The sequence below is a fragment of the Streptomyces sp. NPDC013457 genome, from assembly GCF_043089925.1.
Classification (GTDB): domain Bacteria; phylum Actinomycetota; class Actinomycetes; order Streptomycetales; family Streptomycetaceae; genus Streptomyces.
The window spans coordinates 318,557-343,764 of the sequence record NZ_JBICBL010000002.1 but is presented as its reverse complement, the minus strand read 5'-3'; the positions used below and the strand labels follow the sequence as shown (position 1 = coordinate 343,764).

Annotated in this window: 20 protein-coding genes and 1 tRNA gene; 9 read left to right on the top strand and 12 right to left on the bottom strand. The window is 73.1% G+C overall.

The features are described 5' to 3' along the window. Positions 1–34: 34 nt before the first annotated feature. Both ACF1G2_RS07100 and ACF1G2_RS07095 read left to right on the top strand, forming a co-directional pair. Entirely contained in the window at positions 35–1,360 is a 1,326-nt protein-coding gene (locus tag ACF1G2_RS07100; RefSeq protein ID WP_391797288.1) for a VWA domain-containing protein, read from the top strand. A gap of 40 nt (positions 1,361–1,400) precedes the next feature. Beyond that, complete coding sequence (locus tag ACF1G2_RS07095) at positions 1,401–2,600, top strand: FHA domain-containing protein (RefSeq protein ID WP_391797287.1); 1,200 nt, start codon at positions 1,401–1,403, stop codon at positions 2,598–2,600. On the opposite strand, the gene ACF1G2_RS07090 is transcribed toward ACF1G2_RS07095, so the two are convergent. Further along, positions 2,597–3,568, bottom strand: coding sequence for a methyltransferase domain-containing protein (locus ACF1G2_RS07090; protein ID WP_391797286.1), 972 nt, complete (start codon positions 3,566–3,568; stop codon positions 2,597–2,599). The two genes, ACF1G2_RS07095 and ACF1G2_RS07090, sit on opposite strands and share 4 nt — an antisense overlap. A 97-nt stretch (positions 3,569–3,665) precedes the next feature. On the opposite strand from ACF1G2_RS07090, the gene ACF1G2_RS07085 reads away from it, so the two are divergent. The 5 genes from ACF1G2_RS07085 (at position 3,666) to ACF1G2_RS07065 (ending at position 11,977) form a co-directional block, all read left to right on the top strand. Further along, positions 3,666–4,070 (top strand): globin, encoded by a 405-nt coding sequence (locus ACF1G2_RS07085; RefSeq protein ID WP_391797285.1) that lies wholly within the window; start codon positions 3,666–3,668, stop codon positions 4,068–4,070. Positions 4,071–4,208: 138 nt separating this feature from the next. Then, complete coding sequence (locus ACF1G2_RS07080) at positions 4,209–7,553, top strand: FtsX-like permease family protein (protein ID WP_391797284.1); 3,345 nt, start codon at positions 4,209–4,211, stop codon at positions 7,551–7,553. An 89-nt stretch (positions 7,554–7,642) separates the two neighbouring features. Then, positions 7,643–10,420: an FtsX-like permease family protein gene (locus ACF1G2_RS07075; protein ID WP_391797283.1), complete on the top strand. Its 2,778-nt coding sequence runs from the start codon at positions 7,643–7,645 to the stop codon at positions 10,418–10,420. After that, positions 10,417–11,367, top strand: coding sequence for an ABC transporter ATP-binding protein (locus ACF1G2_RS07070; protein WP_391797282.1), 951 nt, complete (start codon positions 10,417–10,419; stop codon positions 11,365–11,367). Before ACF1G2_RS07075 ends, ACF1G2_RS07070 begins: the two co-directional genes overlap by 4 nt. A 52-nt stretch (positions 11,368–11,419) precedes the next feature. Then, on the top strand, positions 11,420–11,977 hold the full coding sequence (locus tag ACF1G2_RS07065; RefSeq protein WP_391797281.1) for a hypothetical protein: 558 nt from the start codon (positions 11,420–11,422) through the stop codon (positions 11,975–11,977). Here the strand turns inward: ACF1G2_RS07065 and ACF1G2_RS07060 are convergent. The 3 genes from ACF1G2_RS07060 to ettA are packed head-to-tail and all read right to left on the bottom strand — an operon-like array spanning position 11,974 to position 14,713. Continuing rightward, positions 11,974–12,627 carry a hypothetical protein gene (locus ACF1G2_RS07060; protein ID WP_391797280.1) on the bottom strand — a complete coding sequence of 218 codons (654 nt, stop codon included), beginning with the start codon at positions 12,625–12,627 and terminating at the stop codon, positions 11,974–11,976. The genes ACF1G2_RS07065 and ACF1G2_RS07060 overlap by 4 nt on opposite strands. Continuing rightward, positions 12,624–13,046 (bottom strand): acyl-CoA thioesterase, encoded by a 423-nt coding sequence (locus ACF1G2_RS07055; protein WP_391797279.1) that lies wholly within the window; start codon positions 13,044–13,046, stop codon positions 12,624–12,626. The genes ACF1G2_RS07060 and ACF1G2_RS07055 overlap by 4 nt, the downstream gene beginning before the upstream one ends. A 2-nt stretch (positions 13,047–13,048) precedes the next feature. Then, positions 13,049–14,713 carry an energy-dependent translational throttle protein EttA gene (gene ettA / locus ACF1G2_RS07050; RefSeq protein WP_391797278.1) on the bottom strand — a complete coding sequence of 555 codons (1,665 nt, stop codon included), beginning with the start codon at positions 14,711–14,713 and terminating at the stop codon, positions 13,049–13,051. Between the two features lie 268 nt (positions 14,714–14,981). On the opposite strand from ettA, the gene ACF1G2_RS07045 reads away from it, so the two are divergent. Continuing rightward, positions 14,982–15,515, top strand: coding sequence for a hypothetical protein (locus tag ACF1G2_RS07045; protein ID WP_391797277.1), 534 nt, complete (start codon positions 14,982–14,984; stop codon positions 15,513–15,515). Between the two features lie 90 nt (positions 15,516–15,605). Here ACF1G2_RS07045 and ACF1G2_RS07040 read toward each other — a convergent pair whose 3' ends face one another. From ACF1G2_RS07040 to ACF1G2_RS07025, 4 genes are all read right to left on the bottom strand, one after another. Continuing rightward, positions 15,606–17,012, bottom strand: a complete 1,407-nt coding sequence (locus tag ACF1G2_RS07040) for a Cys-Gln thioester bond-forming surface protein (RefSeq protein WP_391797276.1) — start codon at positions 17,010–17,012, stop codon at positions 15,606–15,608. A 276-nt stretch (positions 17,013–17,288) separates the two neighbouring features. Then, a complete protein-coding gene (locus ACF1G2_RS07035; protein WP_391797275.1) occupies positions 17,289–17,765 on the bottom strand; it encodes a single-stranded DNA-binding protein in 477 nt (158 codons plus the stop codon). A gap of 176 nt (positions 17,766–17,941) precedes the next feature. Beyond that, complete coding sequence (locus ACF1G2_RS07030; protein WP_391797274.1) at positions 17,942–19,777, bottom strand: GTPase; 1,836 nt, start codon at positions 19,775–19,777, stop codon at positions 17,942–17,944. Between the two features lie 6 nt (positions 19,778–19,783). Then, positions 19,784–21,391 (bottom strand): dynamin family protein, encoded by a 1,608-nt coding sequence (locus tag ACF1G2_RS07025; RefSeq protein ID WP_391797273.1) that lies wholly within the window; start codon positions 21,389–21,391, stop codon positions 19,784–19,786. A gap of 302 nt (positions 21,392–21,693) precedes the next feature. Here ACF1G2_RS07025 and ACF1G2_RS07020 point away from each other — a divergent pair. Continuing rightward, a tRNA-Arg gene (locus tag ACF1G2_RS07020) sits at positions 21,694–21,766 on the top strand. Positions 21,767–21,848: 82 nt separating this feature from the next. Here the strand turns inward: ACF1G2_RS07020 and ACF1G2_RS07015 are convergent. The 4 genes from ACF1G2_RS07015 to ACF1G2_RS07000 all read right to left on the bottom strand — a co-directional run bounded on the left by ACF1G2_RS07015 (position 21,849) and on the right by ACF1G2_RS07000 (position 25,131). Next, a complete protein-coding gene (locus tag ACF1G2_RS07015) occupies positions 21,849–22,406 on the bottom strand; it encodes a hypothetical protein (RefSeq protein ID WP_391797272.1) in 558 nt (185 codons plus the stop codon). A gap of 391 nt (positions 22,407–22,797) precedes the next feature. Then, a complete protein-coding gene (locus ACF1G2_RS07010; RefSeq protein ID WP_391797271.1) occupies positions 22,798–23,472 on the bottom strand; it encodes a 2-phosphosulfolactate phosphatase in 675 nt (224 codons plus the stop codon). A gap of 52 nt (positions 23,473–23,524) precedes the next feature. After that, positions 23,525–24,508 (bottom strand): NAD-dependent epimerase/dehydratase family protein, encoded by a 984-nt coding sequence (locus ACF1G2_RS07005; RefSeq protein ID WP_391797270.1) that lies wholly within the window; start codon positions 24,506–24,508, stop codon positions 23,525–23,527. Beyond that, positions 24,505–25,131, bottom strand: coding sequence for a ScbR family autoregulator-binding transcription factor (locus ACF1G2_RS07000; protein ID WP_391797269.1), 627 nt, complete (start codon positions 25,129–25,131; stop codon positions 24,505–24,507). The genes ACF1G2_RS07005 and ACF1G2_RS07000 overlap by 4 nt, the downstream gene beginning before the upstream one ends. Positions 25,132–25,208 lie beyond the last annotated feature (77 nt).

The following is a 25,208-nucleotide window of genomic DNA, read 5'->3' as shown; positions in this document are numbered from 1 at the left end:
CACTTCACGCCTGTCCGTCGAGGAGCCTCAACCCATGGCGAACTTCTCCAAGTCGAACGTGCCGCAGTTCTCGGTGGACGTGTACCAGAACGAGTTCCTGCCGGAGGGCGGCCGCGAGGTCAACGCCATCGTCACGGTCACCTCGACCGGCGGCGGCACGAGCGGCCGTGCGGCGTCGGGCGCCGGCGCGGACGCGGGCGTCGTGATCATGCTCGACTGCTCCGGTTCGATGGACTACCCGCCGACCAAGATGCGCGGCGCCCGGGATGCCACGGCCGCCGCCATCGACGCCCTGCGCGACGGCACCTCCTTCGCCGTCGTCGCCGGCACGCACGTGGCGAAGGAGGTGTTCCCGGGGGACGGCCGGCTCGCCGTCGCCGGTCCCGCGACCCGCGGCCAGGCGAAGGACGCCCTGCGCCGGCTGAGCGCGGGCGGCGGTACGGCCATCGGCACCTGGCTGCGGCTCGCGGACCGGCTGCTCGGCTCCGCCGAGGTGTCGATCCGGCACGGCATCCTGCTCACCGACGGGCGCAACGAGCACGAGTCGCCCGAGGACCTGCGGGCGGCGCTCGACGCCTGCGCGGGCCGCTTCACCTGTGACGCGCGCGGTGTCGGTACGGACTGGGAGGTCAAGGAGGTCACCGGCATCGCCTCCGCGCTGCTCGGCACGGCCGACATCGTGGCCGATCCGCAGGGCCTCACGGCGGACTTCACGACCATGATGGAGAACGCCATGGGCAAGGAGGTCGCGGATGTCGCGCTCCGCCTGTGGACCCCGGTCGGGGTGGAGATCGGATTCGTGAAGCAGGTCGCGCCGACCGTCGAGGAGCTGACCGCGCGCCGTACGGAGGCGACCGCGCGGGCCGGCGACTACCCGACCGGATCGTGGGGCGACGAGTCCCGCGACTACCACGTGTGCGTACGGGTTCCCCAGGCCGGAATCGGCCAGGAGATGCTCGCCGCCCGCGTCTCCCTGATCGCCCCCGACCCGCTGGGCGACGCCCCGAAGGCGCTCGGCCAGGGTCTGGTACGGGCCGTGTGGACGGACGACATGGCGATGTCCACGTCGATCAACCCCCAGGTCGCGCACTACACCGGCCAGGCCGAGTTGGCGCAGGTCATCCAGCAGGGACTGGACGCCCGCAAGTCCGGCGACCACGACGGGGCCACGGCGAAACTGGGGCGCGCGGTGCAGCTGGCGGCCGCCTCCGGCAACGAGGACACTGCGAAACTCCTTTCGAAGGTGGTGGACGTCGTCGACGCGGCGACGGGTACTGTGCGTTTGAAGGCGAAGGTCGCGGATGCGGACGAGATGACTCTCGAGACCCGCTCCACCAAGACCGTTCGCGTCAAGAGGTAGCCCGGCCACGGGCCGGACGACGAGAGGGGGAAGCACCGACATGCCGACCTGCCCGAACGGACACCAGTCGGTCTCCGACGACTGGTGCGAGGTCTGCGGCCACCGCATGGCCCCGGCGGGTGCGCCGGCGGGTGCCGTTCCGCCGCCTCCCCCGCCGCCGCCCGCGTACGGCTACCCCGGCCCCGGCGGCCCGGGTGGTCCCGGCGGTCCTCCTGGCCCCCCGCCCGGGGGCTACGACCCGAACGCGACCGCCCAGGCTGAGCTCTGCCCGCAGTGCCGCACCCCGCGCGAGGCCATGGCCCCGTTCTGCGAGGAGTGCCGCTGGAACTTCCTGACCAACACCGCGACGTCGTACACCCCGGTCGCGCCGCCCTCGCCGCAGCAGAGCCCGCCGCCGGGCCTCAACCTGCCGCCGGGCTTCCAGTCGCCGCCTCGGCAGCCTCAGCCCCAGCAGCCCGATCCGTACGAGTACCAGGGCTCGCGGCCCTCGCAGATGAACCGGCCGGCCGAGCCGCTCGCCGCCGACCCCACGCACCACCAGGCGCCGCCGCAGCGCCCGCAGGCCCCGCAGCCGCCGCAGCAGCCGCAGCAGCACCAGCCGCCGCAGGGGTACCAGCAGGGTCCGCCGGCTCCGCCTGCCTTCTTCCAGGCACCGCCGCCGGGCGCACCGCCCGTGCAGCAGGGTCCGGCCGCGCCGCAGCGGCAGGCGCCGCCCGGTGGGGGCGGTGACGACTGGCTGCTGCCGCCGCCGTCGCAGCCGCAGGGCCCCCCGCCGCAGCACCAGCAGCACCAGCAGCAGGCGCCCCAGCAGCAGTTCCCGCCGCCTCGGCCGGCCGCGGGCTGGTCGGCGTACATCGGGCCGGATCGCGAGTACTTCCTGGCGATGATGCAGCGCAGCGGACCGGAGGCCACGGGTCTGAACCTGCCCGCGTACTCCCCCGAGAAGCACCTGCCGCTCCAGGGCAACCAGGTCAGCATCGGCCGCCGCCGGCACTCCACCGGCGAATCCCCGGACATCGACCTGTCGGTGCCGCCCGAGGACCCGGGCGTCTCGCACCAGCACGCCGTGCTGGTGCAGCAGCCGGACGGCTCGTGGGCGGTGGTGGACCAGAACTCCACGAACGGCACCACGGTCAACGGGGCGGAGGAACCGATTCAGCCCTACGTGCCGGTTCAGCTCCAGGACGGCGACCGGGTGCACGTCGGCGCCTGGACGACGATCACGATCAGACGCGGCTAGGGCGGCAGTGGCCAGGCGTAGGGCCCCTCGGGGGTGTCCAGCCAGGCCCACTGCCGGCCCCCGCTCACCGTCACCCCGAAGCGCTCCCGCTCCGGCTGCCTCTCGCGCTGCCAGAGCGCGAGCGCTTCGCGCGCGTCGAGGGTCGCCTCCACCAGCGTGCGCAGGAACTGGAAGCGGTCGTCGTCGAACACGTGCCGGGGCAGCCCCATCGGCCGCCCGCGCGGGAAGCGGGCGTTGCCGCCGCGCAGGGCGACGAAGTACGCGGACGTGGCCAGGAATCGCCCCTCGGCGTGCGCCGCGTCGTGGACCCGGAGCCGGAGCAGCCCCGTGGAGAGCGGTGCGACGACGACGGCGTCGGGGCGGCACTGGGCGAGCCAGGTGTACGGGATCGACGGCAGCGTGCAGGTCGCGATGATGCGGTCGAAAGGAGCGCGCCCGCCGCAGCCGCGGGCGCCGTCGCCGGTGATCACCGCGGGCCGGTGCCCGGCAGCGGCGAGATGGGCCCGGGCGGACTCGGTGATCTCCTCGTCGATGTCGACGGTGGTGACGTGTTCCGCGCCGAGGCGGTGGCTGAGCAGGGCGGCGTTGTACCCGGTGCCGGCGCCGATCTCCAGGACGTCGTGACCGTCCCGTACGTCCAGCGCCTCCAGCATCTCGGCCATCAGGGAGGGCTGGCTGGAGGACGTGACCAGTTCCCCGTCCCGTACCCGGGTGGCCAGCGGTGCGTCCCGGTAGGCCCCGCGCAGCCAGCGGACCCGCCGTGCCGGGTCGGGGTCGCCGGACCAGAGCCGTTCGTAGCCGCCGAGCCCCGAGACGTAGTAGTAGGGGACGAACAGATGCCGCGGCACCTCCGAGAACGCCGCACGCCAGGCGGGGTCGGCCAGCGCGCCGTACGCATCGATCTCCCGCACCAGCGCCCGTCGCGCCCGCGCGCCCTCCTCGGCGAACCCGTCCCGCTGAGCGCCCATGCCTCCACTGTCCTGCGCGGGCGGTGGGGAGGCGAGCGGTCCTGGGAGAGGTCCTAGACCTCCGGTCCTCGGTCGGGGCATCTGAGACGATGGAACCGTGATGGAGATTCCGCGCGGCACACTTCAGGAGCAGACCTTCTACGAGCAGGTGGGTGGCGAGGAGACCTTCCGGCGTCTCGTCCGCCGCTTCTACCAGGGAGTCGCGGAGGACCCGCTGCTGCGGCCCATGTACCCGGAGGAGGACCTCGGCCCGGCCGAGGAGCGCCTCGTGCTCTTCCTGATCCAGTACTGGGGCGGCCCCCGCACGTACAGCGACAACCGCGGGCATCCGCGGCTGCGGATGCGGCACGCCCCGTTCACGGTCGACCAGGCGGCGCACGACGCCTGGCTGAGGCACATGCGCGAGGCCGTGGACGAACTCGGCCTGGCGCCGGAGCACGAGAGCCAGCTGTGGAAGTACCTGACGTACGCGGCGGCCTCGATGGTGAACACCGCGGAATGACGCCTTCCGGAGCGCATTCCGGAACGTGACCCCCGGATAACGGTCACAATCCAGTCAAGGTCCTCGCGCAAGCGGTTTCCACCGGCACGTGCCCTCTGAAAGCATCGGAGGAACGTTTCGGCGGGGTTCGGGGGATGCGTGACCGGGTTCGTACTGCTGCGTGTGCGGGCGCACCGGTTGCTGCTCGCCGCGGCACTCCTCGCCGTGCTGCTCACCACGTCCGTGCTCGCGACCCTCGCCGCGTTCTCGGGCTCCGTCGGCGACGCCGCCCTCCAGGGCACGCTGCGGGGCCGGGCCGCGCCGTCCGCCGCGCTGGTGGTGACCGGGCAGGTCCCGCCGGCCAGGCGGGAGAGCGCCGACACCGCCACGCACGAGGCGGCGGCCCGGACCTTCGACGGTCTGCCGGTGACCGTACGGAAGCTGGAACGCTCCGGTCCGTACGCGCTGCCCCGCACCCTGCAGAGCACCGCCGCGCGCCTGGGCCAGCCCGACCTCACCCACTTCGCGGTCCTCGACCGTTCGCGGCTCGCGCTCGTCAGCGGCGGGTGGCCGGGCGACACCCGCGGCGCCGCGGTCGACGTGGCGGTGCCCGAGGAGGCCGCCAGACGGCTGCGGATCGGAGCGGGAACCGTGCTCGACCTCGCCGACCGGTTCGGCGGGAAGCCGGTGCGGGCCCGGGTCACCGGGTTGTACCGGCCCGCCGACGCCACCGACCTGTACTGGCAGCTGGACCCCGCGGGCGGGCGCGGTGTGAAGACCGTCGACTTCACGACGTACGGTCCCCTGCTCGTCGACCCCGCCGTGCTCCGTGCCGGGCGGGTCACCTCCGGTGAGACGGCCTGGCTGGCCGCCGCCGACTTCACCGGTGTCACCACCGCCCGCATGGACGCGCTGCGCATCTCCGCGACGGCCGGGCCGCAGGCCCTGATCGCCGACACGGCCCCCTTCGGCGGCGCCGTCAGCGCGCACACCGCGCTGCCGACCGTCCTGGAGCAGACCGAGCGGGCCCTGCTGGTCTCCCGGTCCACGCTCATGATCGTCGCCGTACAGCTGGTGCTGCTCGCCTCGTACGCCCTCCTGCTCGTCGCCCGGCTGCTCAGCTCCGAGCGGTCCGTCGAGACCGCGGTGCTGCGGGCCCGTGGTGGTTCACGTCGCCGGATCGCGGCGCTCGCCGCCGCGGAGGCCCTGCTGCTCGCCCTGCCGGCGGCCGTGATCGCCCCGCTGCTCGCCGGTCCGCTGACCCGGCTGCTCGCGGGCCGGGCCTCGCTCGACGCGCTCGGCGTGCGGCTCGACGACGTCCCGCTCGGCCAGGTCTGGCTGGTCGCGGCGCTCGTCGCCGTGTGCTGCGCCGCCGCCGTCGTGGCCCCCGCGCTGGGAGCCGGGGACGACGGGACCGTCACCCTGCGCAAGGGGCGTGCGGCGGCGCTGCCCGCGCCCGTGCGGGCCGGGGCGGACATCGGCCTGCTCGCGGTCGCCGCCGTGGCCTACTGGCAGCTCGACCGGCAGACCGGCGGCTCCGGCGGTGGCACGGGCAGCGGTGCGCTCAGTGGCGACCGCGGGGGTTCCCTCGGCGTCGATCCGCTGCTCGTCGCCGCGCCCGCGCTCGCGCTGCTCGCCGGCACGGTCCTGACCCTGCGGCTTCTGCCGCCCGCCGCCCGGCTCGCCGAGCGGCGGGCGGCGAGCGGGCGCGGGCTCCCGGTCGCGCTCGCGGGCTGGCAGTTCAGCCGTCGCCCGCTGCGCGGCGCGGGTCCTGTGCTGCTGCTCGTCCTCGCCGTCGCGATGGGCATGCTCGCCGTCGGACAGAGCGCCTCCTGGGACCGCTCGCAGCAGGACCGGGCCGACTTCCGTACCGGAACGGAGCTGCGGGTCCTGAGCGCCGGCGGCGCAGAACCGTCCCGGGCCGGGCAGTTCGCGGCCCTGCCGGGGGTCCGCTCGGTCGCCCCCGCCCACCGGGCCACGACGAGCTTCGCGGGCAACCGCACCGCGACCGTCCTCGCCCTGGACACCCGGCACGCGGCCGACGGCTTCCTGCTCCGCGAGGACCTCGCGGCCTCCCCGGCCCGGGAGCTGCTCGCCTCCCTCACCCCGGAGGCGGGTCCGCGCCCGGGGATCGTGCTGCCGGCCGACAGCACGGGCCTGGCGTTCGACCTGCGGCGCACGGCGCCGCGCGGCGCGGCCCCGGCGCAGGTGACGGTGGTCGTGGAGGACCCGTACGGCGTTCCGTACCGGCGCGTCCTCGGGCCGCTGCCCGCCGACGGCCGTCCGCACCGGCTCACCCTCGACCTGGGCGCCCCGGGCGAGGCCCGGAGCACGCCCGTCGGCCCACTGACGCTGACGGGCGTGGAGCTGGACGGGACGGTCACGGACGGGCGGGACGGGAAGCAGTCCTTCGCCGTCGAGCGGCTCCTCTCCCGCCACGGGGACGGCGCGGAGCGTCCGGTCGACGCCGTCCGTTCCCTCGCCTCCTGGCATGCCGGCTACCAGGAGAGCGGCGGTGGCGAGACCCGCGGCCCGGTCGCGACGGCCGGACGGTCCGCCGGTACGACGCCGTACGAGGTCGGCTTCACGACCGGACTGGCGGAGCCGCTGGTTCCGTCCGCGCAGAAGGACTTCGGGCTGCGGATCAGCGCGCCGCGCACCACGCCGCCCGCGACGCTGAGCGGCGTGGCGACGGACGCGTTCCTTGCGGCCTCGGGGGCGAAGCGGGGCGACCGGGTCGACGTGGCCCTCGGCAGCGTGCACCTGCGCGTGACGATCGTCGGGACCGTACGGGAGCTGCCGACCACCGGCGCCGGGTCCGGGGCCGTGTCCGCCCCGTCCGCCCCGTCCGCCACGCCCGACGACGGGGGCGCGCTCCTGGTCGACCTGCAGGCGGCGAACCGGTTCCTCACCGCCGACCCCACCGCCGCCCTCCAGCCCACCGAGTGGTGGCTGGCGACCGCGCCCGGCCGCGCCGACGACGTGGCGCGGGCCGTGCGAGCCCGGCCCGACACCGACCCGACGCAGGTGCTCGTCCGGGACGAGGCGGCGGCCGAGCTGCTCGGCGATCCGCTCGGCGCGGGCCCGAACGCGGCGCTGATGGCGGTCGCGGTGGCCGCGGCGGCGCTCGCGGCGGTCGGCTTCGCGGTGAGCGCGGCCGGCTCGACGCGTGAACGGTCCGCGGAGTTCGGGGTGTTGCGGGCGCTGGGCGCCCCGCGCCGCCGGCTGGCCCGGCTGATCGCCGCCGAGCAGGGCCTGCTGGTCGGGATCGGTCTGCTGGCGGGAGCGGCGCTCGGCACCGTGCTGACCCGGGCCGTCGTCCCCCTGATCGTGCTGACCGGCCAGGCGACGCAGCCCGTCCCGCGGGTCCTCGTCCAACTGCCTCCCGGGCACGTGGCCCTGCTGCTCGCCGGGGTCGCCGCGCTGCCGCTTGTGATCGTCGCCGCGATCGCGCTGCGCCGCACCGACCCGGCCGTGACCCTGCGGCACCAGGGGGAGCGGTGACGCGCGGCGCGGACGGCCCGCCCCCCGCCGACGGCGCGGCGCCGACCCCGCCGGTCTCCTCTCCCCCACCCGCCAGAAAGGCAGCCGTCATGCCCCGCACGCCCGCCCGCGCCGTGGCGCCCTGGGTGCGGACCCGGCTGCGGGTCGCTCCGGGAACGGCATGGGCCTTCGCGTTCCTCGTCCTGGTCACCGCGTTCCTCGCCGCCGCGCTCCCCCGGTCCGTCGACACGTACGAGTCCGAGGGCCTGCGGCACGACCTCGCCGGGGCGGCCCCGCGCAACACGGTGCTGGAGTTCACGGCACCGATGCTCCGGCCCGACGATCCGTCGGGCGGGCAGGCGGCCGACCCGGGCCCCGACGGCCAGGCACGGCAACGGGCCCGGCTGGAGCGGCTGCTCCCCGATCCGCTGCGCGTCGACCCGGCGGAGTCGGTGCACGGCGTGCGCACCACCAAGTGGGTCGCCGGTATCGACCGGTGGCTCCCGCAGCCGTACGGGCTGCCCCCGGAGTTCATCCTCGCCACCCCCTCGGCGCTGGCCGAGCACACGAAGGTACGCGAGGGCCGGCTGCCGGCGAAGGCGGATACGGCCGCGTTGACCAGCGAGGCGGCCGTCACCGCCGAGACGGCGAAGTCCCTTCGTCTGAAAGTCGGTTCGGTGATCCATGTGCCGAACCGGTACGGATCGGTCCCCCTGGCCGTGACCGTCACGGGCATCGTGGAGCCGGTGCGCCCGCAGGGCGCCTACTGGTCGGTCGAGACCCTCCTGCGGACCCCCGCGTACGCGATGAAGCTCGGCGGCATCGAGACGAAGTACTTCTGGCAGGCCGCGCTGCTGCTGCCCCCGGAGGGTGGGCCCCTGCTCCAGGAGAGCCTGGGCGAGCCCGAACTGTACTGGCGGCTCGCGCCCGTGGGCGGCCATCTCACCGCGCAGGACGAGCCGCGTCTGAGCCGGGCGGTGGCCTCGCTCACGGGCGGCCCCGATCTGACGGAGGCCCGGGAGGTGATCGGCCCGTTCGGCACGGTCACCACCGGTCTCGACGACGTCGTCACGGCATACGGTGGCATGCGGTCGGCGATCGCGCCGGTCGTCGCCGTCGCCGCCTTCGGCATCGGCGCGGTCGCGGCTGTCGTGCTCGCCATGACGGGCGGGCTGTCCGCCGCCCGGCGCACCGCCGAGCTGGCACTGCTGCGCTCACGCGGCGGCTCGCTCGCCGGGATCGGCGTCCGGCTGCTCGGCGAGACGGCGGTCCTGGCCCTGCCGGCCGCCGGTCTCGGTCTGCTGCTCGCGACCCTCGCCCTCCCCGAGGGCCGCTGGGGCCCCGCGCTGACCGCGGCCGGCGCCGTCGCGCTGCTCGCCACCCTCGCGCTGCCGCTGCGCGCGCTGGTCCTGCACCGCAGGCCGCTCGCCCACGGCGGGCGCGAGGATCTGATCGCCGCCCGCCCCTCCCGGGGCCGTACGGTCGCCGAACTCACCCTCCTCGCGCTGGCCGTCGGCGCGGTGGTGGCGCTGCGCCGACGCGGTACGGAGGATTCCGGCGACCATCTGGTCAGTTCGGCGCCGGTACTCGTCGCGCTGATCGCCGCCCTCGTCCTCGTACGGCTGTATCCGCTGCCGCTGCGGTGGGCGGCGCGTCCGGCGCGCAGGCTGCGCGGGGTGGTCGGCCATCTCTCGCTCGCCCGCGCCGGGCGCTCCTCGGCGACGGGTGCGCTGCCGCTGCTCGCGCTCCTGGTGGCGCTGACGACGGCCGCGTTCGGCGGCTCGGTGCTCGCGGGGGTGGCCGACGCGCGGGACCGGGCGGCGCTCCTGGAGACGGGCGCTGACGCCCGGGTGACGGGGGACGCCGACGCGGTGCCGCTGCCGGACGGGCTCGCGGAGGCGGTGCGCGGGACGGCGGGGGTGAAGGACGTGGCCACGGTGCAGGTCGAGTACGGCGTGACGCTGCCGACCACCGGGACGGGCCCGGCGACCGAGCTGCGGTCCGCACCGCTGGTGGGGGTGGAGCCGGAGTCGTACACCCGGCTCGCCGCGCGGACCGGCTTCGGACCGTTCCCCGCCGAGCTGCTGAAGTCCACCGGAACGGGCGGGGAGGACGACCCGGAGCGGGTGCTTCCGGCGATCGCCTCGCCCGCGGTCGCCGAGCGGCTGGGCCCGGAACCGCAGGGCATCACGGCGGCGGCCGGTTCGTTCAAGGTACGGATCGTGGGCGTACGGACCGCCACGCCGGCCCTGCCCGAGCAGGACTTCCTGCTGGTGAACGCGGCCGACCTGACCAACCGGGCCGACACCGTGCTGCTGGCCTCCGGTCCGTCGGTGTCGGGGGACGCGCTGCGGGACGTGGTCACGGCGGCGTCCCGTGACTTCTCCGTGGTGCTGCGGACCGAGCAGCGGGCCGCGTACGTGGACTCGCCGATGCAGGCGGGCGCAGAACGGATCTATCTGGCGGCGATCGGGGCGGGCGCGGGCTACGCCGTTCTCGCCGTCCTGCTGTCGCTGCTGCAGGCGGCCCCGGAACGGGCCGTGCTCCTCGCCCGGTTGCGGACGATGGGCCTGACCCGGCGGCAGGGCCGGCGGCTCCTCGGTCTCGAAGCGCTGCCGCAGGCGCTGCTCGCATCGGCCGGCGGCGTGCTCGTGGGCTGGGCGACGATCCTGCTGCTCGCCCCGGGGGTGGACCTCGTCCGGCTCGCGCTCGCGGCGGCGCCCGGGCTCGCATCGCTCGACAGCGCCCCGCTGCGGGTGGACGGCTGGTCGCTGGCGCTCCCGGCGGTGGGCGTGGTGGTGCTCACGGGCCTGGCGGCGGTCCTTCAGGCGTGGTGGTCGGCGCGCGGCGAACCGATCAGGGAACTCAGGGCAGGAGACGCACGATGACGACGACCGACACCACTCTGGCGGAGCTGGAGCAGCGGGCGACGGCGCACCGCCACCGGCCCTCGTTCGGGCACGACGCCCTCATCGCCTGCGACCGGCTCGTCCGGATCTTCACGGCGGACGGGGTGGAGGTGCAGGCCCTCCAGGGCCTCGATCTCCTGGTGCGGGAGGGCGAGCTGATGGCCCTGGTGGGGGCCTCGGGCAGCGGCAAGTCGACGCTCATGAACATCCTGGCGGGCCTGGACGTGCCGACGGCGGGGGCGGCCAAGGTCGCGGGGCGCGATCTGCTCGCCATGGACGCGAAGGCACGGCTCGGGTACCGGCGGGACGTGGTGGGGTTCGTGTGGCAGCAGACCTCCCGCAACCTGCTGTCATATCTGACGGCGGCTCAGAACGTGTCGCTGCCGATGCAGTTGCGGGGGCGGTCCAGCCGGGCGAGGAAGGCGGAGCGGGCGGAGGAGCTGCTCGCGATGCTGGAGGTCGCGGACTGCCGGGACCGGCGCCCGCACCAGATGTCCGGCGGTCAGCAGCAGCGGGTCGCCATCGCGGTCGCGCTGGCGAACAACCCCTCGGTGCTCCTCGCCGACGAGCCGACCGGCGAGCTGGACTCGGCGACGGGCGAGCAGGTCTTCGCGGCCTTCCGCCGCGCCAACGAGGAACTGGGCACGACGATCGTGATCGTCACCCATGACCAGGCCGTCGCCTCCGAGGTCCGCCGCACGGTCGCCATCCGCGACGGCCGCACCTCCTCGGAGGTGCTGCGCCGCACCGAGGTGGACGCGGAGGGCCAGGAGTCCCTGGTCTCCCGCGAGTACGCGATGCTCGACCGCGCGGGCCGGCTGCAACTCCCGGCGGAGTACACGGCGTCCCTGGGCATGGAGCACCGCGTGATGCTGGAGCTTGAGCAGGACCACATCGGGGTGTGGCCGGACGACGCGAACGGGTGAACGGGAGGGGCGGGGGTGGCTCGTGGGGAAGGTGTTGTCGTATCTCGGGGCGGTGGCGGTGCCCTTGGGCGCGGGGGCGCTGCTGTACCTGTGGGCAGACTGGAGCCTCCACCGTTCGGCGACGCCGACCGCGGTCGCCGTGCTGGTCGGGGTCGCCCTGACCGTCGCCGCCCTGGTCGCCTGCAACGCGCTCTTCCGCGCGGGCGGCGGCTGCCTCGCGGTCCTGCTGATGGTGGCCGGCCTGGCGGCGGTCTGGGTGGAGGTGCGGGACTCCTCGCCCCGGAGCGAGGTCGTCGCCTGTGCCGTGGTGGGCGAGGTGAGGGTGACCCACCATCCGTCCTTCGGCGAGGGGGCGCCCCGGCCCAGGACACTCTTCCACCACACGGTGGACTGCCCCGGCGGTTACCCGGCGGAGTTCACCGCCGAGAGCAGGGCGGCGTCCGAGGGCGGAACGATCCGCATCGCGTACGACCCCACGCACCGCCAGGACCCGGTCCTGGCGAGCGAGAACGTGTCCCCCGGCTCCCCGGTGATCCCGACGGTCCTCCTGACCCTGTCGGCACTGACCTCGCTGATCACGCTCGCGAGGAGGCCGGGTCGCGCGCCCTAGGCGGGGGCGAGGAGAAGGGACGAGGGGGCCGTCCGTACCGCTATCGAGCCGTAGGGCGTACGGAGCCGGAGCCACGGGCCCGAGGCGAGCAGCGCCACCGGCACCCCCTCACCCGGCAGGAAGCCCAGCGACTGCGCCGCGTGCACCGCGCGCAGCGGAAGCCCGGTCTCCGCGACGGTCCGCGACCAGATCTCGCGACCGATCCGGTCCCGCTCCGCCCGCGTCCGCCGCTCCTGCGGCAACTCCTCGTCCCGCGACCGGAACTCGGCGACCGCCGCCGCGACCGCGCCGCGCAGCCGCTCCGCGACCGGCAGTCCCTCGACCGGCTCCCAGCCGCCGCGCGGCGGCAGGACACCGGCCCACGGCGGGCCGGTGACGGCGTCGGGGACGACGGCCTTGCCGGCCGACTCCTCGACACCCTCGAGCAGTTCGCCGGCGGAGACGGTGACGTCCAGATCCACGTCGTCGACGAGCCGTGCCGTACGGATCGCCAGCACCTCGAACGACGGCGGCCGTCCGAACACCGCGAGCGCGCCGCCCCCGGCCTGGAGGCGGACGGCGGCGGCGCGGTCGTAGTGGATCAGCCGGGCCAGGAAGGCGGCGAGGTCCGCCGCCTCCCGGGCGTCGGCGAAGTGCAGCGGCGCGATCATGCGGCGGCAGTCATCCCGTCGTCCATGTACTCCTCGAGGAACGACCGCTCCTCGGCGGAGATACGACGCGGCCGCTGAGCCTCCAGGTCGAAGGGGACGACGATCGTCGAGGCCCGGACGTACGTCACTTCCGGGTCCTTGATCTCGTACGCGATCGTCAGCGACGCCGCGCCTATCTTCGTGACCCACGACTCGATGGTGACCGGCTGGTGCCGGTGCACCAGCGGCCGTACGTAGTCGATCTCGTGCCGGGCCACGACGGACCCTCCGGAGAACGACGGCGAACCGTCGCCCGGCGCCAGCCGGAACATGAAGTCGATCCGCGCCTCTTCCAGGTACCGCAGGAAGACGACGTTGTTGACGTGCCCGAAGGCGTCCATGTCCGACCAGCGCAGGGGACAGCTGTAGATGTGGCGCACGCTCAGCCTCGGGTCAGCTTCTTGTACGTGGCGCGGTGCGGACGGGCCGCGTCCGCACCGAGGCGCTCGATCTTGTTCTTCTCGTAGGACTCGAAGTTGCCCTCGAACCAGAACCACTTCGACTCGCCCTCGTACGCGAGGATGTGCGTCGCGACCCGGTCGAGGAACCAGCGGTCGTGGGAGATGACCACGGCCGCACCCGGGAACTCGAGCAGGGCGTTCTCCAGGGAGGAGAGCGTCTCGACGTCGAGGTCGTTGGTCGGCTCGTCGAGGAGCAGCAGGTTGCCGCCCTGCTTCAGGGTGAGCGCGAGGTTCAGGCGGTTGCGCTCACCACCGGAGAGGACACCGGCGGGCTTCTGCTGGTCCGGGCCCTTGAAGCCGAAGGCCGACACGTAGGCGCGGGACGGCATCTCGACGTGGCCGACGTTGATGTAGTCCAGCTCGTCGGAGACGACGGCCCACAGCGTCTTCTTGGGGTCGATGTTGGCGCGGCTCTGGTCGACGTAGCTGATCTTGACGGTCTCGCCGACCTTGACGCTGCCGGAGTCCGGGGTCTCCAGACCCTGGAGCATCTTGAAGAGCGTGGTCTTGCCGGCGCCGTTCGGGCCGATCACGCCGACGATGCCGTTACGGGGCAGGGTGAAGGACAGGTCGTCGATGAGGACCTTGTCGCCGAAGGCCTTCGAGAGCTTCTCGACCTCGACGACGATGGAGCCCAGGCGCGGGCCCGGCGGGATCTGGATCTCCTCGAAGTCCAGCTTCCGCATCTTGTCGGCCTCGGCGGCCATCTCCTCGTAGCGAGCGAGACGGGCCTTGGACTTGGCCTGACGCCCCTTGGCGTTGGACCGCACCCACTCGAGCTCTTCCTTCAGACGCTTCGCGCGCTTGGCGTCCTTCTGGCCCTCGACCTTGAGGCGGGTGGCCTTGGTGTCGAGGTAGGTGGAGTAGTTGCCCTCGTAGGGGTGGGCGCGACCGCGGTCGAGCTCGAGGATCCACTCGGCGACGTTGTCGAGGAAGTACCGGTCGTGGGTGACGGCGACGACGGTGCCGGGGTACTTGGCGAGGTGCTGCTCCAGCCACAGCACGGACTCGGCGTCCAGGTGGTTGGTGGGCTCGTCGAGGAGCAGCAGGTCGGGGGCCTCCAGGAGGAGCTTGCAGAGCGCCACGCGGCGCTTCTCGCCACCGGAGAGGTTCGTGACGGGCCAGTCACCGGGCGGGCAGCCCAGCGCGTCCATGGCCTGCTCCAGCTGCGCGTCCAGGTCCCAGGCGTTGGCGTGGTCCAGGTCCTCCTGGAGCTTGCCCATCTCCTCCATGAGCGCGTCCGAGTAGTCGGTCGCCATGAGCTCGGCGACCTCGTTGAAGCGGTGAAGCTTCCCCATGATCTCGGCGGCGCCGTCCTGGACGTTCTGCAGGACGGTCTTGCTCTCGTCGAGCGGGGGCTCCTGGAGGAGCATGCCGACGGTGTAGCCGGGCGACAGGAAGGCGTCACCGTTGGACGGCTGCTCAAGGCCGGCCATGATCTTGAGGACGGTGGACTTACCGGCACCGTTCGGGCCGACCACACCGATCTTCGCACCGGGCAGGAAGCTCAGCGTCACGTCATCGAGGATGACCTTGTCGCCGTGCGCCTTGCGCGTCTTGCGCATCGTGTAGATGTACTCAGCCAAGAGAAACCGTCCGGCAAAGAGTGAGTGGGCAGATACACCCCATCTTGCCTGACCGCCACCCCTCGATGGAAACCAGTACCACGCGGAACCCGTGACCTGCGGCTTCGCCGATCACCCTCGTAGCGATCCGGTCACGGCGGGTGGCCACGGACCGCCCTGAGCCCCGCGCGACCGGGTTGGTCCGACCGGTCGGATCTGCCGGTGGGTCGCGCCGGGGCGCTCCGGGCGGTGACGGAGCCGAGGTTATGAATATGCCAACGGAGCATCCATGAGCAGCAACCTCGGGAGTCACACGATGCGTCCCCTCAGAGCAGCCCGTTTCGGCCTGGCCACCGCGCTGGTCACCCTTCTCGCCGCCACCCCTGTCGCGGCCGCCACGACAGACACCGGATCCGCCCAGGCCAAGAACAAGGACCGGGTCATCACACTCACCGGCAAGCTGGCGCAGCAGACGCGCTTCCCCGTCAACCCCGGCGGCAGCCCCGCCCAGGGCGACCGGACCGTCTTCCGCTCGGTCCTCTTCGACGCGGACGGCAAGGAGGTCGGCGAGACCGGCGGCACCTGCGACACCACCCGGGTCGAGAACGGCGGAGCGGAGGTGTGCGTCGTGACCTACACCCTTCCGGGCGGCCAGCTCTCCGTACAGGGGATGGTGTTCGGCATTCTCAACCCGGGTCCGCCCCCTTCGTTCGACAACGGGATCACCGGCGGCACCGGGGTCTTCGACCGGGCCCGTGGCTCGGTACACGCCGAGACGATCGCTCCGGGCACGAGGCGCTTCACGATCACCCTCAAGCACTGACACCCCCCACCCGGTGGGTGGACGCACGACGGCCCCGGTGCGCTGATCGCGCACCGGGGCCGGTGGTACTACCGGTGTACTACCGGGCTCTTACTGGCCGGCCGTCTTCTTCTTGCGGAGGAAGAAGACCGCGCCGCCGCCGAGAACCACGAGGAGCGCGGCGATGCCGGCGATCATCGGGGTGGCGTTGGAGCTACCGGTCTCGGCGAGGTCGCCGCCACCGGTGGTGGAGCCGGTGGTGGAGCCGCCGGCCGTGCCCTCGGTGGGCGGGGTGGTGACGGACGGCTCGGTCGACGGAGTCTCCGTCGGGAGCGGGCCCGGGGTGGCCGTCTTGCAGTCGAGAACGCCCTTGAAGTTCTTCTCGAAGCCGTTCGGGCCGGTGATCGTGAAGTCGTAGGCCTCGTCCTCGGCGAGCGGGACCAGGACCGTCTTGGACTGGCCGCCGGCGATGGTGACCTTCTGACCCTTCACCTCGAAGGTGAAGTCCTCGTCACCCTCGTTGGACGCCGTGACGTCCAGGCCGCCCTTGGCGCAGTTCTTCTCGACCGTGACGGCCGGGATCGCGCCCTTCTTCGCCCAGGTGGCGGTGGCCTTCGCGGTGACGCTGGACTTGCTGGTGCCCGCAAGGATCAGGGTCTGGCTCTTGACCTTGGTGGAGACGAACGCGCGGCCGATCGGGACCGTCGTGTCGGCCTGGACGGTCAGCTCGGCGGCGCCGTCGGCCGTGCCGGCCGGAATGTCGAAGAAGACCTGGTCACCCTTGACGACATTGGTGACCACCTTGCCGTCCTTGTCGACCAGCTTGACGCCGGCGGGCGCGCCCGGGGTCAGGGAGACGGCGGCGGAGGCGGCGTTGGTGTCGACCGTGATCGGGCCGAGGCGCTCGCCCGACTTACCGGCGACCGAGGCCGGGGAGACGCTGAGGGAGGCCTTGGGCTCCTCCAGGTTCACCGCCTCCTTCTCCAGGTACTCGGTGAGCTTCTGGGCGTTCTTGTTGACCGGCTTGGCATCCGCGTTGTCCGAGAAGTGCCAGATCGCAGCCTGCGTCGCGGCGGCGGCGGTCTTCTCGGTGAGCTTCTTCGCGCCGACCTTCTTCGCGAGGGCGTCGAGGTCGTTCACCTGCGGGTAAGAGTTCTGGAGGATCCAGCGGATCTTGCCGGCGTTCTTGTTGTTGTGGAGGGAGGACTGGTCCCAGCCGACCTCCTTGTACTCCTGGCCCGTCTTGGCACCGGTGTACAGGTCGATGCAGTAGGTCTGCAGCGAACCGCCGGACGCAACCTCCATCGTGAACAGGCCGGCGTTGTACTCGCCCTTGCCCTTGATCTTGACGGCGTCGAAGACGGTGAGGTCGCCCAGCGTGGCGGTCGCGCCACCGGTGCCGTCACCATCGTCGGCGAGCGCCGGTCCCGCAACGGCTATCGCACCCGCGGCGACGAGGCCAGAGACCACGGTCGCGGCGGCAAGGCGGGCAGCGCCACGCCTCCGAACTGAAAACATGAATTTCCCCTCCGGGCGAGCGGCTCCGTGCCGTAGGTCAGACGTGACACGTGGGGGGAGCGCATCGCCAGCAGATTCACAGACCCGGTTGACTCAACTGTCGACTCAAGTGATGACTCAAGTCCCGTATGAGTACCCGCGAATCCTATGGACGGGGAAGACCCTGATGCCCCCGCATACAGTCTGATAACCATTCCGACTCGGAATCGTTATGAGAGGTGTCCGTTAAGCGGAGGATCGATGGTCACGGAGTCGACAAATCCCCACAAGTCCAGGTCAGGCCACGGGTTCCAGGGTCTTCGGGACGTCCGCCGTCTCCCACGGGTCCCGTTCAACACCCCCCTCTCCACCGTTCCCCTGACGTTCCGTCGTGCGCGTCTCGCCCTTCACCACCCTGCGGAAGGCCGCCGTACCGCGCGTCAGATCGTGGCCCACCGCCAGTGCGTCGATGTCCACGAACGTCCTGCGGCGGCCCTCCTGCCGGTCGTCCCCCTCCTCTTCACGCACCCGCAACCGGCCGTGCACCACCAGGGGCTCGCCCACCGAGACCGACGCGGCGAGGTTGGCTCCGAGCGCCCGCCACGCGAACACCGTGTAGAAGCTGGTGTGTCCGTCCGACCAGGTCCCCCGCTCCCGGTCCCAGCGGCGCGCCGTCACCGCGAACCGGAACCGGGCCACCCCGCCCGTCGCCGTCTCCCGGTACTCCACGCTCGTCGCCACGTTCCCGACCAGCGTCACCATCGTGTCGTTCATGTCCCGCCCCTCCCCGTTGCCGAAGCGCCTTCGGTGCGCGTCGGCCGGTTCCATCCTTCACCGGCCGACGGAACCCCGCTCCGGCCTGTGGACGGGCGCGGGGCTGGGGAGAACTCCGCCACCCGCAGGGGTGAGTTCGCGCCCTCACCACACCCTCACCGCACCCTCCCGCGCCCTCACCGCAGCCGGGCGCCCGCCCTCGTACCACCCCACCGCGCACTGCCGCCGACTCCGCCGACGCCACCGATGCCGCCGATCCCGCCGCCCAGCCGCGTCACCCGGGCCCCCGTACGCGTCCCCGACACCGTCACGAACTGGTCGCGCACCTCCCGGTAGCGCATCAGCTCCGCCGAGATCGGATCCAGCACCCGTGCCCGTCCGCACGCGGCCGCCGCCTCGCGCAACTTCCGTTCGGCCTCCTGCCCGTACCGCCGGGCCGGCCCCTTCACCGCCGCCGCGCACGCCCATTCGACCAGCGGGCCGCCGACGATGCCGCCGAGCATGATGAGGACGGGCGGCAGCAGCCCCGGCTCCACGACTCCGACGATCTGGCCGACCAGCCAGAGCGCGCCGAAGACCTGCAGCAGCGTCATCAGGACCTGCGCCAGGACGGCAGCGGGCCACCAGGCGGGCCGCGGCGGCCGGGCCGCCGGATCGCCGATGGACGCGGTGAGCTCGTCGAGCGCCTCGGGCAGCCCGTCGGCTCCCCTGGCGGCCGCCTCGCGCACGGCCTGCGCCCAGGGCGCCGGGAGCCCGCGCGTGGCGTCGTCGGCCACGACCCGTACGGCCTGTTCCACCCTTTGCCGCGCCGTGAGTTCGTCCTCCAGCGGTGTCTGGAGCCGCGGGTCGGTGGAGCCGTGCGCGCGCATCCGTTCGTACCAGCGGTAGAGCCGCAGCCAGGGCGTGCCGCAGGCGCGGATGGCGCTGCGGCGCCAGACGCGTTCGGCGGCCTCGCCCGCCGCCTGGGCGCCGACGGCGACGGCGAGCCGGGCGGCGAACTCCTCCCGCGCCCGCTCCCCCAGACCGGTCTGGCCGTCGGAGACGTACGCGGGCCGGAGCCGGGAGGCGGCCGCGTCGACGTCGGCCGAGAGCCGGAGCGCGGGCGCGGTCCGCTCCGTGACGAACCGGCCCAGCAGTTCGCGCAGTTCGCCCACTCCGTCGCCGGTGAGCGCGGAGAGAGCGAGGACGGTGGCGCCGGGTTCGCCGTGTTCGCCGAGGGCCATGCCGTCCTCGTCCAGAAGGCGGCGCAGGTCGTCCAGGACGAGGTCGGCGGCCTCGCCGCCCAGCCGGTCGATCTGGTTGAGGACCACGAAGGTGACCTCGGCGTGGCCCGCGAGCGGGCGCAGATAGCGCTCGTGGAGCACCGCGTCGGCGTACTTCTCCGGATCCACGACCCAGATCACGGCGTCGACCAGACCGAGGACCCGGTCGACCTGGTCGCGGTGGGTGGTGACGGCCGAGTCGTGGTCGGGCAGGTCGATCAGGACGAGGCCCTGCAGGTCCTCGTCGGCGGCCCCGCCCGCGAGGGGCCGCCGCCGGAGCCGGCCGGGGACGGCGAGCCGGTCGAGGAGTCCGGCGGAACCCTCGGACCAGCTCAGCGCGATGGGCGCCGAGGTGGTGGGGCGGCGCAGGCCCGTCTCGGAGACGGGCACGCCGGCGAGGGCGTTGAAGAGCGTCGACTTGCCGCTGCCGGTGGGCCCGGCGATCGCCACGACGGTGTGGTGCGCGGAGAGCCGCTGGCGTGCGGTTGCCTCGTCGAGGACGCGTCCAGCCTCGGCGAGCGTCTCGTTGGCCAGTCGCGTACGGGAGAGGCCGACGAGTTCGTGCAGGGCGTCGAGCCGGGTGCGCAGGGAGCCTCCGTACTGCCCGCCCAGCGGCGGAAGGCTGTCCTCCGCCTCCTCGGCGAGGGTCTCCTCGCCTTCCTGGGCCCGTTCACGCTCGGCGGCCCGCCGGGCGATCAGGCCGTCGTCCCAGCGGTCGTCCGCGCGGTCGTCCACCGTGCTGCTGCTCACCGGTCCTCACTTCTCCTTCTGCAGTACGGAGAGCGCGGCGATCAGCTCCGCCTGCGGCTCGGGGGTCACGTCGAGGGCTTCGAGGGGGGCGAGGCGCCGGTCGCGTTCGGTGTGCAGGGCGCGGTCGAGGTACGTCCTGACCAGCGCGCCGCCCGTGTCGCGCAGGCGCAGGGCGGCTTGGGCGCCGAGGAGTTCGGCCAGTCGTTCGCCGGCGCCGCGGGTTCGGCGGCCGCCGAGGAGGGCGGCGGCGAGGAGGGCGGCGACGGTGTCGGTCTCGGGTGCGGCGGTACGGGCGGTCCCGGGCCGCTCCGTGCTGCGCAGCTCCTCCTCGGCCAGCTCTTCGAGTTCGCGGCGCCAGCGCCGTACCGTCATCTCGATCCGTTCGGCCGCCTCCCGGTCGGGGGCGGCCCGCGCGGCGGTGAGGGCGGCCGCGGCGGGTTCGCGGCGCCAGGACTCCAGTACGCGCTCGTCGGCGGCGGCGACCGCGCACTGCAGCAGGGCGGCGAGCGACTCGACGAGGGCGTCGAGGAGTTCGTCGGCGGTGCTGTCGCGGGGGTAGCCGCGCCAGCGGGTGCGGGCGTCGCCCGCCAGTACGGCGCCGCGGCCCACCTGCTGCCGGACGCGTTCGCCCTGCTCGGTGTACGCGGCCTCGACGGCGCCGCCGAGCCGGACGGCGGCGGCGTACTGGGCGGCGACCGCGGAGGCGAGTTCGGGCATGCGGCGGTCGAGGGAGGCGATGACACCGGACGCGGTGCGGCCGATGACCTGCTGGCGCGCGGCGGGGTCCTGGGCGCTGTGGGCGAGCCAGGCACGCAGGGGGGCGACGGCGCTGTCGGGCAGCAGCCCGCTGCCGACGCCCGCGGACTCGGGCAGCTCGGGGATGGTGAACCGCGGTACGTCCCTGAGCCCGGCCTTGTCGAGCAGGGCCTCGTACTGGCGTGAGATCTCGCCGAGGATCTGGTGCGGCACGCGGTCGAGGACGGTGACGAGCGTGACGTCGTACTCCTTGGCGGTACGGAGCAGATGCCAGGGGATGGCGTCGGCGTACCGCGAGGCGGTCGTGACCATGACCCAGATGTCGGCGGCGCAGATCAACTCGGAGGCGAGCAGCCGGTTCTCGACGACCAGGGAGTCGATGTCGGGGGCGTCGAGGAGGGCGAGGCCGGGGGCGAGGGCGGAGGAGGTCTCGACGCGGAGCGCGTTCTCCTCGGGGGGCTCCTCGGCCTGGCCGTCGTCGTCCTGCTGGGGCAGCCAGACGCGGGTGAGCTGGGGCAGGACCCGCATCCCGGCGAACCAGTGGTGGTCGTCGGGGTGGCAGACGAGCACGGGCGTACGGGTGGTGGGCCGGAGTACCCCGGCCTCACTGACGCGCCGCCCCACAAGGGAGTTGACGAGGGTGGACTTCCCCGCCCCGGTGGATCCGCCGACGACGGCGAGGAGGGGGGCGTCGGGGTCCTTCAGCCGGGGCACCAGATAGTCGTCGAGCTGTGCGAGCAGCTCGGCCCGGGTCTGTCGGGCGCGTGGAGCGCCAGGGAGAGGGAGTGGGAGACGCACGGCGGCGACACAGTCGCGCAGGGCGGAGAGTGCGTCGATCAGCTGAGGCCGTTCGTCCAAGGTCACCACATGCGAAGAATGCCCAATTTTGGAGCCTTTTTGAAGCGTATAAGGGCCCTGCGCGCCGACCGAACAGCTGACGACAGGGACCTCAGGCATAACGAGTGCACAACACCCGGCCGAAGTGGCGTGAAAAACACTGCGCGAATCGCACCTGCCTGCGATTATCGTTCCGCTTCACCGAACCTCCACATCGTGCCACGCAGGTGAAGCAACCGGGCCAAGGCGATCGGAGCCCTATCCTTGACCCGGCAGGCCACGCCCCACCCACCAGGGGCTCCCGGCCACCGGTCCACCACCCGGCCCCCGTAGCTCAGTGGATAGAGCAGGTGCCTTCTAAGCACTTGGCCGCAGGTTCGAGTCCTGCCGGGGGCGCTCCACCACAGACCCTCCTTCGGGAGGGTCTTTTTGCTGGTCATGGCCGGTTCTGGGCGAACGGACGGCGCACCCGATGCACTCAGCCGTTCGGGGCCTCGAACGTCTGCACCGCGGTCCGACAGGTGTCCCGACCGGGCTGAGCATGATTGATCAGCACCACGAAGTCCGGCAGGGCTCCTGGAAGGGGCTTCCCGGTCTCGTCCTGGCTTCCGGCTTCGGCCTGCCAGTCGATCAGGTGGACGACCACGGTACGGCGGGCGGCCCTCGGGCACGGGGTGCTCGACCACACCGCCCGAGACGTCCCCACTGACGTGCTCGATGCCGCTGACCAGTGCGCGGCCGTGGGAGACGAAGAGGTAGGGACGGGAAGCCACCAGCCGGTGGGCCGTCTCCGCTCGGTCAACCCGGCCGGCGCGGCCTCGGTGCCCGACCGGACCAGAACACCGAACGCGCCGTCGCCGCCGACAATGAGCGGAACCAGGGCACACGTGAGCGGAACGAGGGCACCCGCCTGGATGTGCCGGACGATGTCCTCGTCCTCGAGGAGTTCGTCCTCCCAGCCGTCGTCATCGACGACGGCCGCGAACCACTGCGAGTCCCACAGGACGATCATCCCGGCCTCCGTGGCCACCGTCACCGGGACCTCGCCATGGGGCCCATCCGCTCCCACAGGCCCTGTTCGGCAAGCGCCCTGGCTTCCCTGCCGCCCCTTCCGCCTCGCATCTGAGCTGCGACCGCCTCCCGTTGCAGCACCGCCTCGGCCGATTGAGGACGTCATCGCCCGCGAGGCGTCGACCGGCGCCAACGACCCCCGGCTCTCTCCCGAGCACCAGGGCGAGCTCCGCACCTACCGCGGCCTGGGGACGGGCGCCCTGGCTGCGCACGGCATGGCGGACGGCAACTGGTGGGGGCTGAACGGCGCGTTCTGACCTGGCGAGCGCACGGAGGGCCTCCGTCCCGGAGAGGGGTGGAGGCCCTGTGTGTGCCCAGGACGTGCACGCAGTGCGCCGGGGCCGAGGGCCCAGCGCTCAACCAGCGTGGGCGCGCAGGGTCATGAGCGAGCCTTCCGGGGTGGCCGTCAGGGCGAAGGGGAAGCGGTCGAGCTCCAGGCAGAGTGCGACGTCGTCCGGGTGGACCCCTTGACGTATCCCCTCCGCCAGTTCGGCCGCGGCGCGGGACTCGGCGGCTCGGCGGAGGAAGTCGGCGGGATCCGTCGTCTCGGCGGAGGCGCGGCGGGCTATGTACTGGGCGCACGCCAGGTCCTCGTCCGCCCGGCCGTCCTCGCCGGTGACCACGAACGTGACGCTGTGGGACGCGTGCGTGCGCAGGACCCGTGCCGTCGCCTCCGCCACCACGAAGCTCGCGCACAGGACCAGCGACGCGTCCTTGACCGCGAGCGCGCCGACCGTCCCCGCCGTGGTCTTCTGGACCACGGTCCGTCCGCCGAGGTCGGTCGACCGCAGCATGCCGGGCGAGTTGACGAGGTCGAACCCGGGCGCGGGAGGGCCGTCCTTGAGGGCCGTCCAGTCCGGGTGGTCGGCCTTGAGCGCGAGGGCCTCGTCCAGCGATTCGGCGAGGACTATCTTCTCCGCCCCCTGGGCGAAGGCCCAGGCGGCCACCGTGAAGGCGCGCATGACGTCGACCACGACCGCCACGGACGGAGTGTCGGCCAGCTGCTTGATACCGAGAAAACGAGCGTCCATTCCGTCATGATCGCGTACGCCCGGCGGCCCTGGGCCGTGTCCTGCGCCCCCGCTACCGCGCCGCCCCCGCCACCCTCCGTTCGGCGAGGAAGGCGCGGTACCAGGGTGCCGCCGCCGCGAGGCGGGTCAGGGGGCCCGGGCCCGGGGGGCAGGGCGTCGTGTGCCAGATGTCCTCGGAGGCGTACCAGTGGTCCTGGGCGAGCAGCGAGAACTGACGCTCACTCATACGGCCGGGTGTGGACCGCAGTCGGTCGAGGCAGGCCTCCCACGGCCAGTCCTCGTCGGCCGCGGGCAGGACGTCGAGTGCCGCCAGTTCCGCCATCAGGTCGCCGTTGGCGACGGGGCGGGGGTGGCTCGCGTGGTGGATCCCGGACGCCGGTGCCTCGGGTGCCGTCGCCAGGGCGGTGATCAGGCGCGCCAGGTCGTCCACGTCCACCAGGGACAACAGCCCGCGGCCGCCGTCCCATCGGGCCGGGACGCGTTCGAGCAGCTCCGCGAGGGCGGGGACGACCCAGCGGTCGCCCGCGCCCAGGACGAGCCCGGGGCGCAGTACGGTTCCGCCGGCGGCCAGCACCGGTGCCTCGCCGGCGAGCCGGGTGGTGCTGGCGGGTGAGACCGGCGCGGGTGTGATCTCGTCCACCGCGATCCCGCGGTGCGGGCCCGGTCCGTAGACCGCGGCGGTGGACAGGTGGACGATGCGGTCCACCCCCCAGTGGACGGCCTCGTCGACCAGGGCCGCCGTGCCTTCGACGTTGACCGCCGCGCACTGGGCCTCGTCGCCGGAGATGCGCGACGCCAGGTGGATGAGCACGTCGGCCCCGCCCGCGGCCGTACGGAGCGACCGCCGGTCCGTCAGGTCGACCGGGGTCCAGGTCACCCCCGGCGGGGCGGATGCGGGAGCGGGGGCCGAGCGGCCGAGGGCGCGGATCGAGAGCTCGCGACCGGTCTCGCGCGCGGACGCGGTCAGTCCGTGCAGGACCCGTGAGCCCACGAAGCCCGTCGCTCCGGTCAGTACGACCCGAAGGGGACGGCTCACGTGGCGCCCACCGTGTCGCCCTCGGGGATCCGCAGACCGGCGATGACGGAGGCCGGCGCGAGGGCTGGCAGCAGACATCGCCACATGTCGGCGATGCGGCGGGGCAGGTCCGCCCGGCCGGTGGAGAGCTGCGACATGACCTGCGTACCGGTGTACGCGGCGACCAGAAGCTGCGCGAACGCGGCCTCGTCCGCACCGTCGAGCAGCTGGTCCTTCTGGCGGGCCACGACCAGCTCCTGGTGGAAGCGGTCGGCCCACCACTCGTAGATCGAGTACTCCTGCTTGCCCACCACCCCCTGCTCGACCGCGAGCCGGACACCGGCCCGCAGCAGGGTGTTGCGCTGCATCTCGACCGCGAGATAGCCGGTCATGTCCAGGAGTTGCTGGAGACCGCCCTCCCCTTCGGGGAACTTCAGATCCGCAGCCTGTTCGAGGATGACCGCGCGGGCCAGCCCCTCCTTCGACCGGAAGTGGAAGTACACGGCACCCGCCGTGACGCCCGCCCGCTCAAGGATCTTGGTGATGCTCGCGCCGAGGTACCCGGCTTCGTCGAACACTTCCGCTGCGGCCCGGAGCACCAGCTCCCGCGTGCGGATTGCCCGTTCCTGCCTGTGTTCCGCCACTGGCCCGTTACCTCGTATTACCTCGACAAAGAAAAAGAGTGACCACTATCTTATGTGAGCGGACAGTCGAGACACCA

Coding starts and splice junctions, on each gene's coding strand:
- ACF1G2_RS07075 (WP_391797283.1), top strand. CDS start 7,643: ATGCCCCGCACGCCCGCCCGCGCCGTGGCGCCCTGGGTGCGGACCCGG.
- ACF1G2_RS07045 (WP_391797277.1), top strand. CDS start 14,982: ATGAGCAGCAACCTCGGGAGTCACACGATGCGTCCCCTCAGAGCAGCC.
- ACF1G2_RS07095 (WP_391797287.1), top strand. CDS start 1,401: ATGCCGACCTGCCCGAACGGACACCAGTCGGTCTCCGACGACTGGTGC.
- ACF1G2_RS07070 (WP_391797282.1), top strand. CDS start 10,417: ATGACGACGACCGACACCACTCTGGCGGAGCTGGAGCAGCGGGCGACG.
- ACF1G2_RS07010 (WP_391797271.1), bottom strand. CDS start 23,472: ATGGACGCTCGTTTTCTCGGTATCAAGCAGCTGGCCGACACTCCGTCC.
- ACF1G2_RS07100 (WP_391797288.1), top strand. CDS start 35: ATGGCGAACTTCTCCAAGTCGAACGTGCCGCAGTTCTCGGTGGACGTG.
- ACF1G2_RS07035 (WP_391797275.1), bottom strand. CDS start 17,765: ATGAACGACACGATGGTGACGCTGGTCGGGAACGTGGCGACGAGCGTG.
- ACF1G2_RS07060 (WP_391797280.1), bottom strand. CDS start 12,627: ATGATCGCGCCGCTGCACTTCGCCGACGCCCGGGAGGCGGCGGACCTC.
- ACF1G2_RS07040 (WP_391797276.1), bottom strand. CDS start 17,012: ATGTTTTCAGTTCGGAGGCGTGGCGCTGCCCGCCTTGCCGCCGCGACC.
- ACF1G2_RS07090 (WP_391797286.1), bottom strand. CDS start 3,568: ATGGGCGCTCAGCGGGACGGGTTCGCCGAGGAGGGCGCGCGGGCGCGA.